The following is an 8,859-nucleotide window of genomic DNA, read 5'->3' as shown; positions in this document are numbered from 1 at the left end:
GACCGCGGTGTTGCCGCCGCCGACCACCACGACCTCCTTGCCGCGATAGAAGAAGCCGTCGCATGTGGCGCAGGCCGAGACGCCGAAGCCCTGGAACTTCTGTTCGGTCTCCAGGCCCAGCCACTTGGCCTGGGCGCCGGTGGCGATGACCAGGGTCTCGGCCAGCCAGACCGCGCCGCTGTCGCATTCCAGCCGGAACGGGCGTTGCGACAGGTCGGCCTTGATGACGATGTCGTTGATGATCTCGGTGCCGACATGGGCGGCCTGGGCCTGCATCTGCTCCATCAGCCAGGGACCCTGGATGACGTCGGCGAAGCCCGGATAGTTTTCCACGTCTGTGGTGATGGTCAGCTGGCCGCCAGGCTGGATTCCGGCGATCAGCACCGGATTGAGCAGGGCGCGCGCGGCATAGATGGCGGCGGTGTAGCCAGCCGGGCCAGAACCCAGGATCAGGCAGCGGGTGGTGCGGGGGGCGTTCTCGGACATCCCGCATATTTAGGTGAGATTCTAGTCAGATGCGACGGGCACGGGGCGCGGTCGGTTAACGCATGCCTCGAAGAACGCGATTTAGCTGGGGGCGAACGCCTGGGCTGGGCCTTTCAGGCGGTTTCGCCCGGCGCGCCGATGACTTCCAGGAAGGCCTGGGCCACGCGGTCGGCGCCCAATCCGTCGCAGATCTCCAGGCTGGCGGCCGTCAGGCGCGCGCGGGTGGCGGCGTCGGTCAGCAGCCGCATGGCGGCTCGGTCGAAGGCGGCGTCGAAGTCGGCGGCCTCGCCATCCATCACCAGGACCGCGTCGCGCTCAAGCAAGGCCTGGGCGGCCGGGCGCTGGTTCGGCGCCAGGACGACCACAAGCGAGGGCAGGCCCAGCACGCACCGCTCCCAGGTCGCCCCGCCGCCGGCCCCGACCGCGACGTCGGCGTTAAGGGTCAGGTCGGCCATGTCCTGGGCGTCGATGTGGAGGGTCACGCGCGGGTCATGAGCGGCGATCCGCTTGAGGCCCGGCAGGCTTGGCGCGGCGCTGCCTAGCGCCACGTCAAAGGCGAGTTGGCCGTTGCGCTGGCGCAGACGGTCCACGACCCGGGCGGTGATCCCTCCGACGTCGGTGAGGCCAAGGGCGACCAGCACGCGGCCCACGGGGCCGCCGCGCCGCGCCAGCGCCTGCTCGCGCAGGGCCGCGAACTCAGGCCGGACCGGGGCGTAGGCGGGACCTAGCAACAGGCGGGCGCTGGGGGCGAAGGGCGCGTAGTCGGCCGGGGTCCGGGCGGGGCCTGGGTCCAGAACGAGGTCGGCGAAGAGGGGGCGGTCAGCGAGGTCGTCGATCACCAGGGTCGGTCGGCCTTGCGCGACGGCTTCCTGCTCGGCTCGGCCCAGGCCGTAGTGGTCGAACACCACGGCGTCGAAACGCACACCCATGGCCACGCCGAGCACCGAGTTCGCATCGATGGTGTCGGTGTCTTCGCGGGCCATGTCGGGGGCGAAGACATCCAGGATGGCCGCCGCCTCGGGCGGGGCCAGGAACACGCAGTCGGCGCCGTGTTGCTCCAGCGCACGCGCCAGGCTGAGCGAGCGCATGACATGGCCACCTCCAACAGAGGGGCCTGCATTGACGATGAAGAGGACGCGCGGACGGAGAATCATATCCGCTACAGGGGAGGCCTAAACCAAGACTTTGAAAAGGCTCTGTTAGCTCGAAGTGGGGCGGCGAACGAAGAACAGCTCTGGATCGCCCGGGTCGAGGTGGTCGACCTGGCCGGCGGGCTCATAGCCGCGCGCGGTGAGCATGCCGCGCATGACGGTGTTGGATTCGTTGGTCGAAACAAACAGGCGCTGGTCGAGGTGGTCTTGTTCGATTTTCGCCATCAGGGCCGAGGCGACACCCCGTCGCTGAAAGCCGGCGGCCGTCAGGATCAATTCGAGAAAGGGGTGGCCGAAGAACTCCCCGACCACCGCGAAGCCCGCGGGGGCGTCGTCGGCGAAGACAAGCCGCGCCACGCGCCCATGCCGGCCGGCAAAGGCCTGGCGCAGCCAGTCGCGCCGATGGGCGTCGCGGGCCGCCGCGCGATCAAGAGCGATGGCCGTTTCGGCGTCCTGCGATGTTGCGAGACGGACGACCAGGCGCATGTCAGATCTCCCGCTCGTCAAGGCGGCGCAGCACCTCGTCGGCGGCGCGATCGGTCTCGGCCAGCGGTGGATACTGCCAACTGTGGAAAGCCCCGCCGAACGGCCGGGCCGCACCCAGGCTCTCCAGATCTTCGTGGAAGAGCCGGAACTTCAGGCTCTCGCCATCCATCTTCAGGACGAAGACCGGCTTACCGGTCGAGGCGGCGTCGGTGGCGAGATTGGTCGAGTCCTCGGTGACCAGGATGTAGTCGGCCGCGGCCAGGTAGGCGAAATAGGGGTTCTCGCCTTCGCCGTTCCAGATCACGCCGGGCAGGTGCTTGAGACGGGCGGCGAGCATCGCGCGGGCCGGCTCGGGCGTTCGGCGGGTGAAGCTGACCATCACCGAGCCGCCTTCCTGGGCGAGCGGCAATTCGATCTCGCGGGCCATGGCCGCGGCGCGTTCCACCGACAGGTCGTGGGCCTTCGACTTGCCGCCGATAATCACCGCGACGCGCGGGCGGGGCAGGGGATCGAGCTGGTCCTTGAAGTGTTCGAGGTCGGCGGCCAGCCGCTCAGCGTTCACTCGGCCTGGCGAGCCGGTGATCGGAAAGACATTGTCGCCGGTCAGGCGGTCATGCTTGGGCGGAATGACCAGATCGAACAGCCGGGTCGGCATGCGCGGGTCCTGGACCTGGACCACATAGGTCTTCTTTTTCGACCAGCCCCTCACGCGAATGGAGAGCGGCAAGGTCGCGCGGCCCGCCGCGATCCAGAGATCGGGCCAGGGCGCGGTAATGTCGCTTTCAGGCGTCAGGAAGCTGCGCGGCGCCAAGTTGAGCCACCAGGGCAGGCGCCCGATCCAGCTCTTCCAGCCGACGCGCTTGACGATGATCCTGGCCGTGCGCTTGCGCGCCACCGCGTTGGCGAGGCCCACGACCTGGGCCTCGATGCCCGCGCGCCCGTCCGAGACCGCCCAGATGATAAGCGGGGTCTCGGAGGACGTCGGATTGGATGCAGTCAAGTCCGACCTAGACCCACTCGACCTTGAGGATCTCGTAGGCCTTGCCGCCGCCGGGGGTGTTCACCTCGACGACATCGCCCATTTCCTTGCCGATCATAGCGCGGGCCAAGGGGGAGATGATCGAGATCTTGCCCTGCTTAACGTCGGCTTCGTGCTCGCCGACGATCTGGTAGCGAGCCTTTTCCTCGGTGTCTTCGTCGAACACGGAAACCGTGGCGCCGAACTTCACCTGGCTGCCAGACAGCTTCGATACGTCGATGACCTGCGCGCGCGCCATGCGGTCTTCGATTTCGGCGATCTGACCTTCGATCCAGCCCTGACGCTCTTTGGCGGCATGGTACTCGGCATTCTCGGAGAGGTCGCCATGCGAGCGCGCTTCCGAGATCGCAGCGATCACGGCGGGACGCTCGGATGTCTTCAAACGCTTCAATTCATCGTCGAGGACTTGCCAGCCCTCGGCGGTCATCGGGACTTTTTCCATGATAGGTGAGGACTCGGTCGCCTTTAAGGGAGTTCGTTTGCCGGCCGCGGGCGCAGGCGTCCGGGGGGGTAGAGGATAGATGCGGCGGCGCGAAAACTCAAGGGCCGCGACCGCTGGGTGTTGTGGGCAGCGGTGCGCGTGATCGTTTATCCTGTCCAGCAACAGGGTGCGGCGCGCCCGCCGAGTTCCTAGATTGACTGCAGCGTTTAGAGGCTGAGCATGAAAACCAAGCCTGCGATCACCCTGTACCATTCGCCGGCCAGCCGCGCCTTCACCGCCTATTGGCTTCTGGAGGAGCTGGGCGTGCCCTTTGAGGTCGCCACCGTGGACATCCGCAAGGGCGAGCAGAAGAAGAAGGAATATCTGAAGCTCAACCCGTCCGGGAAGGTGCCGACCCTCACCGACGGCAAGGTGGTGGTGAGCGAGAACCCGGCGATCTGCATCTATCTGGCCGACCGCTACGGCTACGGCGGCCTGGCGCCCAAGATCGATGACGTGGATCGCGGCGCCTATTTGAAATGGATGGTCTATTCGACGGCGGTGCTCGACCCGCTGCTCAGCCTGCACCCCAAGCACATCGATCTGCCGGGGGCCGAGACGGGCTTCGGGGCTTTCGACGACATGGTCGAGGTGCTGGCCAAGACCATGAAGGGGCGCAAGTACCTACTTGGGGATCGGTTCTCGGCCGCCGATGTCATGATGGGGTCGACCATCTCGGCGGCGCTGCGGCGCGGCGCCTTGCCGGAATCCCCGACGCTGCTGGACTATAACGCCCGCCTTACCGTCCGGGCCGCCTATCACCGCGCCGCCGACGCGACTTGGCCGGAGTGGCTGTTCGCCTAGACGCTCTCGGAGATGATCGCGCCGGTCAGTTCGGCCGCGTCGGGGGCCTCGTAGACACCCTCGATGAAGTCGAACATTTCCTGATTTACGGGCATGGCGAAGCTCTCGCCACGCACCTCGTTTCGCTCCAGCACCCGCGCCCGGCGGACATCCTGGGGAGCGGTCACGAAGTGGAATTGGATCGGCAGCTCGACCGCCGCGGCGATCTCGGCGACTCGCGCCCGGTCGGACTTTCGCATCAGCCCAAGGTCGAGCACCACCGAGGTGCCGGTCGCGATGACCGCGGCCGCCGTGGACCAGATCTGCGACTCGCAGCGCTCGACCCGCTCCATCATCCAGGCGAACTCGATCGGCTCAGGCATGTCGGCGGCGAACAGGCGGGCCATCCAATCGTCGATCGCGAAATGGACGGCCGGCTCGCGGCGCGCGAATTCCTTGGCGTAGGTGGACTTGCCGGCGCCCGAAGGGCCGAAGACGACGTGAAGCGTAGCAACCATGGCCCGCCCGTAGAGCATTTCCGAGCGATCGGAAACGCTCCAGGGCGGTTATTTTCGTCGCAGGCCGCTACTTGATCGAGAACCCGCCGTCGATGACGATCTCAGCGCCGGTGACATAGCGGCTCTCCTCGGAGGCCAGCCAGAGCACGCCGTTGGCGATGTCCTCGGGGAAGCCCTTCTTGCCGAGCGGGACGCCTTCCAGGGTCATGGCGTCCAGCACCGCCGGGCGCGGCGGGCGGGCGTTGTCGCCGACCTCTCCGGTGCCCATGATCGAATCCCAGATCGGGGTCTCGATGATGCCGGGGTGGACGGAGTTCACCCGTATGCCGTCCTTGGCGGCGGCGCATTCCAGGGCCACGGACTTGGTGAACAGGCGCACCGCGCCCTTGGTGGCGCAGTAGCCGGCCAGGATCGCCGAGCCCTTCAGGCCGGCGACCGACGACATGTTGATGATCGAACCGCCGCCGTTCTCGCGCATCAGCGGGATCGAGTGTTTCACGCCCAGGAAGACCCCGTCGAGATTGACCGCGGTCTGCTTCTGGAAGTCGGCCAGGGGCATGGTCAGGACCGAGCCGCTGATGCCGATGCCGGCGTTGTTGACCAGGATGTCCAGGCGGCCGTGCTGCGCCTTGATGGCCGCGACGACGTCGATCCAGGGCTGCTCGCCGGTGACGTCATGATGGAGGTAGCTGGCCTTGCCGCCCGCGGTGGTGATGGCGGCCACGGTCTGCGCGCCCTTGTCGTCCTGCACGTCGGTGACGACGACGATGGCGCCTTCCTGCGCCAGGCGCTCGGCGCAGCTACGGCCAATGCCGCTCGCTCCGCCGGTGATCAGCGCAACCTTACCCTCGACCCGTCCGGCCATGAGTATCCCTCCCATTGGTAATCGTTGTTTAGTTGAGCCTACGCCTAGCCTAGCTGAGCGATCAGGGCCAGCCTCTCGCATGTGAGAGATTCGGGCCTCGAGCCTGAGCCAAGGGGGGTCTTTTCAATGAGCGTCACCATCCGGGCCTGTGCTCCGGGCGACGAGGCCGCCTTGGCTCTGGTGGGGCAGGCGACCTTCCTGGAAACCTATGCTGGCGTATTGCCGGCCACCGACATCCTCAGCCATTGCAAGACCCAGCACAGCGAGGGCTTCTATGCTGACTGGCTGGCCAAGCCAGGCTATCGGCTATGGCTGGCGGAGATGGACGAGGGCGGGGCCGCGGTGGGCTATGCGGCCCTGACCCCGCCGGACCTGCCCGTCGCGACCGGCGAGCGCGATGTGGAGCTGAAAAGAATCTATGTTCTCAACCGTTTCCATGGCACGGGCCTCGGCGCCAAGCTGATGAGCACAGCCATGGAGGGTGCGGCGAGCGGCGGCTTCACCCGCATGCTGTTGGGCGTTTTCGGGGGCAACTCGCGAGCGATAGCTTTCTACGCCCGCCAGGGCTACGCCGAGGCGGGCGTCCGAAAGTTCCGTGTCGGCGCCAATGAGTACGACGACCTAGTCTTGGCAAGATCGCTCTAGGCGGTCAGGCGGCGCTTACCAGGTGACGTTGCCGTTGGCGGTCAGCAAGCCGACAAGCATGGCGGCGCCCAAGGCGATGATCATCCCCACGACGATGATGTCGGTGTATCCCTCGAAGCGTTCCAGCAAGTGCCTGTTCTTGTGATGGTGGACTTCACCTTCATGATGCCCGGATTGCATGGCTTTTCCTTCGCATACTGTTCCAGAGGACATGTCCTCCGCCAGACTGCGACAGGCGCCCATGCGGGCCTTCCGGCTGGTCATCAGGGGCCGCCGGAGCTCACCCACTTTCGCGCCTGCCGAAGCAAGGCGATGCTTGAAGCCTGCGCTTCGAGAGAACGGCGGTCAATGAGTATTCGGGGTTGGTGCTTCACAAACTAGAGTTTGAGGGAGCTTGGCGGTCGCATCGACCTTGCGTGGATGGACTGCCTGACTAGCAGAGGCTCAAAGCTTGACCATTGACAGCGATCGATGATCACGATTTGTTCTTCTCAAGCTTGCGTGGGTTTGGGGGGAGGCGGTTCAGTGGCGCGATCGATCTTGGCGCTGCTATGCGCGGTGATCATGGCCTCGTGCGCACCGGCGGCGGCGGCGCCGGGGTCGCGCGAAGCCTTCCGGGACGCCTTCGCCCAACGGGCGGAAAAGGCGATGCCGGGCGTGAAGGTCAAGGCGTTGGATGATGCGACGCTGAGGATTACCTGGCCCGACGGAACTCGCGAAAACCTGTCGATAGCGACCGCCTACGAATACTACGAGAAGGATCCAGAGCGATCCGACGAGATCATGGACAGCCTCGTGGCCATTCTCCAGGAGGGGACCGAAGGTGAGGTGGCGTCACGGAACAACCTAATCGTTGTCGTTCGTCCCGCTGGCGCGCAGGTTGAGATCGGAGGCGGCCAGGCCATTTCGCTCGGCAGGCCGTTCGCCGGCGATATGATCCAGATTCTCGCCGTCGATAGTGAAACCTCAATCCGCTACGCTGGCCGGGACGATCTGGTGAAGCTCAAGCTTAGCGAGGCTGAAGCTTGGAAGCTTGGCCTGTCAAACCTCTCCGTGCGCATGGGAAAGCTTGAGGCAAGACCGCTGCAGGGTGTGGAGGGCTTGCTGGGTGTAGGCAGCGAGAGCGGCCTCGGGCCGAGCGCGCTTCTCGGGCCGCCGCCGTGCGGTCCCGGCTCTGAGCGGCCCGAGGGGCAACTCGTTCTGGTGATGGCGCGAGACTTCTTCGCTGTCCCGGCAAACGATCAGCCAGCCTCGCTCGCTGTGTTCTGGGCCATGGCCAGGCATGAAGCGGCAAGCCCCGAGGCCTTTTCGCGTACGGCGATCACTTGCAAGGGCGGGCGATGGATCCCCATCGCGCCGCCCCAGGGCTGAAGCGTCAGCCGTAGCTCTGCAGCGGGCGGACGTCCAAGGTGTCCGTCGCCGTGGCCGCGATCGCCTGGGCGGCCGCCAGGGCCCCCGCGGCGGTGGTGAAGTACGGGGTCTTCATCATCAGGGCGGTCCGGCGGATCGCGAAGGAGTCGGCCAGGGACTGCTTGCCCTCGGTGGTGTTGAAGACCAGCTGGACCTCGCCATTTTTCATGGCGTCGACGATGTGCGGCCGGCCTTCAAGGACCTTCTTGACCGTTTCGACGCTCAACCCTTGTTCGCCGAGATAGGTCGCCGTGCCGGAGGTGGCCAGGATCTTGAAGCCCTGGGCGATCAGCAGGCGCACCGGCTCGACGATCCAGGGCTTGTCGTCCTCACGGACCGAGACGAAGACGCAGCCGGACTTAGGCAGGATCACCCCGCCGCCGAGCTGGCTCTTGGCGAAAGCGCGCGCGAAGGCGGGCGCGGAGGAGGTTTCGCCCTCGCGGATCCAGTCGAGGCCCATGACCTCGCCAGTCGAGCGCATTTCTGGGCCCAGCACCGTATCGACGCCGGCGAAGCGGGCGAACGGGAACACCGCTTCCTTCACCGCGACGTGGTTGAAGGGCTTTTCCGTCAGGTCGAAGCTGGAGAGCTTTTCGCCGGCCATCAGCTTGGCGGCGATAGAGGCCAGCGGCTTGCCGATGGTCTTGGCGACGAACGGCACCGTGCGGCTGGCGCGCGGGTTCACTTCCAGCACGTAGATGCGCGGCGCATCGGAGTGGGGTTCTTCGATGGCGAACTGCACGTTCATCAGGCCGCGGACCTGCAGGGCGCGCGCCATGGCTTCGGTCTGGCGCTTCAGCTCGGCGATGGTTTCCGGCTTCAGCGAGAACGGGGGCAGGGAGCAGGCGCTGTCGCCCGAGTGCACGCCGGCTTCCTCGATGTGCTCCATGACGCCGGCCACGAAGACCTGGCCTGCATCGTCGCACAGGGCGTCGACGTCCACCTCGGTGGCGCGGCTCAGATACTGGTCGATCAGCACCGGGCTGTCGCCTGAC

At 66.2% G+C, this 8,859-nt stretch carries 11 protein-coding genes and 1 pseudogene; 3 read left to right on the top strand and 9 right to left on the bottom strand.

Translation table 11 applies throughout. The annotated features are described in order from the left end of the window. The 5 genes from Q7T84_RS08850 to greA form a co-directional block, all read right to left on the bottom strand. Positions 1-486, bottom strand: a 486-nt coding sequence (locus Q7T84_RS08850; RefSeq protein ID WP_304807864.1) for an NAD(P)/FAD-dependent oxidoreductase, incomplete at its 3' end; no start/stop codon positions are given. A gap of 113 nt (positions 487-599) precedes the next feature. Then, complete coding sequence (gene pseG, locus Q7T84_RS08845; RefSeq protein ID WP_304807862.1) at positions 600-1,640, bottom strand: UDP-2,4-diacetamido-2,4,6-trideoxy-beta-L-altropyranose hydrolase; 1,041 nt, start codon at positions 1,638-1,640, stop codon at positions 600-602. A gap of 45 nt (positions 1,641-1,685) precedes the next feature. Next, positions 1,686-2,123 carry an N-acetyltransferase gene (locus tag Q7T84_RS08840; RefSeq protein WP_304807860.1) on the bottom strand — a complete coding sequence of 146 codons (438 nt, stop codon included), beginning with the start codon at positions 2,121-2,123 and terminating at the stop codon, positions 1,686-1,688. A gap of 1 nt (position 2,124) precedes the next feature. After that, positions 2,125-3,123: a mitochondrial fission ELM1 family protein gene (locus tag Q7T84_RS08835; RefSeq protein ID WP_304807858.1), complete on the bottom strand. Its 999-nt coding sequence runs from the start codon at positions 3,121-3,123 to the stop codon at positions 2,125-2,127. Between the two features lie 7 nt (positions 3,124-3,130). Next, positions 3,131-3,604, bottom strand: coding sequence for a transcription elongation factor GreA (gene greA / locus Q7T84_RS08830; RefSeq protein WP_304807866.1), 474 nt, complete (start codon positions 3,602-3,604; stop codon positions 3,131-3,133). Positions 3,605-3,823: 219 nt separating this feature from the next. On the opposite strand from greA, the gene Q7T84_RS08825 reads away from it, so the two are divergent. Then, positions 3,824-4,447, top strand: coding sequence for a glutathione S-transferase family protein (locus Q7T84_RS08825; RefSeq protein ID WP_304807856.1), 624 nt, complete (start codon positions 3,824-3,826; stop codon positions 4,445-4,447). Here the strand turns inward: Q7T84_RS08825 and Q7T84_RS08820 are convergent. Both Q7T84_RS08820 and Q7T84_RS08815 read right to left on the bottom strand, forming a co-directional pair. Then, on the bottom strand, positions 4,444-4,944 hold the full coding sequence (locus tag Q7T84_RS08820) for an ATP-binding protein (protein ID WP_304807854.1): 501 nt from the start codon (positions 4,942-4,944) through the stop codon (positions 4,444-4,446). The genes Q7T84_RS08825 and Q7T84_RS08820 overlap by 4 nt on opposite strands. 67 nt (positions 4,945-5,011) lie before the next feature. After that, positions 5,012-5,809 carry an SDR family NAD(P)-dependent oxidoreductase gene (locus tag Q7T84_RS08815; protein WP_304807852.1) on the bottom strand — a complete coding sequence of 266 codons (798 nt, stop codon included), beginning with the start codon at positions 5,807-5,809 and terminating at the stop codon, positions 5,012-5,014. A gap of 126 nt (positions 5,810-5,935) precedes the next feature. Between Q7T84_RS08815 and Q7T84_RS08810 the strand changes: the two genes are divergently transcribed. After that, on the top strand, positions 5,936-6,454 hold the full coding sequence (locus Q7T84_RS08810; RefSeq protein WP_304807850.1) for a GNAT family N-acetyltransferase: 519 nt from the start codon (positions 5,936-5,938) through the stop codon (positions 6,452-6,454). Between the two features lie 15 nt (positions 6,455-6,469). On the opposite strand, the gene Q7T84_RS08805 is transcribed toward Q7T84_RS08810, so the two are convergent. Continuing rightward, on the bottom strand, positions 6,470-6,634 hold the full coding sequence (locus Q7T84_RS08805) for a hypothetical protein (protein WP_304807848.1): 165 nt from the start codon (positions 6,632-6,634) through the stop codon (positions 6,470-6,472). Positions 6,635-6,979: 345 nt separating this feature from the next. On the opposite strand from Q7T84_RS08805, the gene Q7T84_RS08800 reads away from it, so the two are divergent. After that, positions 6,980-7,825 carry a hypothetical protein gene (locus tag Q7T84_RS08800; protein WP_304807846.1) on the top strand — a complete coding sequence of 282 codons (846 nt, stop codon included), beginning with the start codon at positions 6,980-6,982 and terminating at the stop codon, positions 7,823-7,825. A 4-nt stretch (positions 7,826-7,829) separates the two neighbouring features. Here the strand turns inward: Q7T84_RS08800 and Q7T84_RS08795 are convergent. Beyond that, positions 7,830-8,859, bottom strand: a pseudogene (locus Q7T84_RS08795) (carbamoyl phosphate synthase large subunit); the annotation flags it as partial.

It is taken from the genome of Phenylobacterium sp. (assembly GCF_030654915.1).
GTDB lineage: Bacteria > Pseudomonadota > Alphaproteobacteria > Caulobacterales > Caulobacteraceae > Phenylobacterium.
This window is presented reverse-complemented; position numbering and strand designations above follow the sequence as displayed.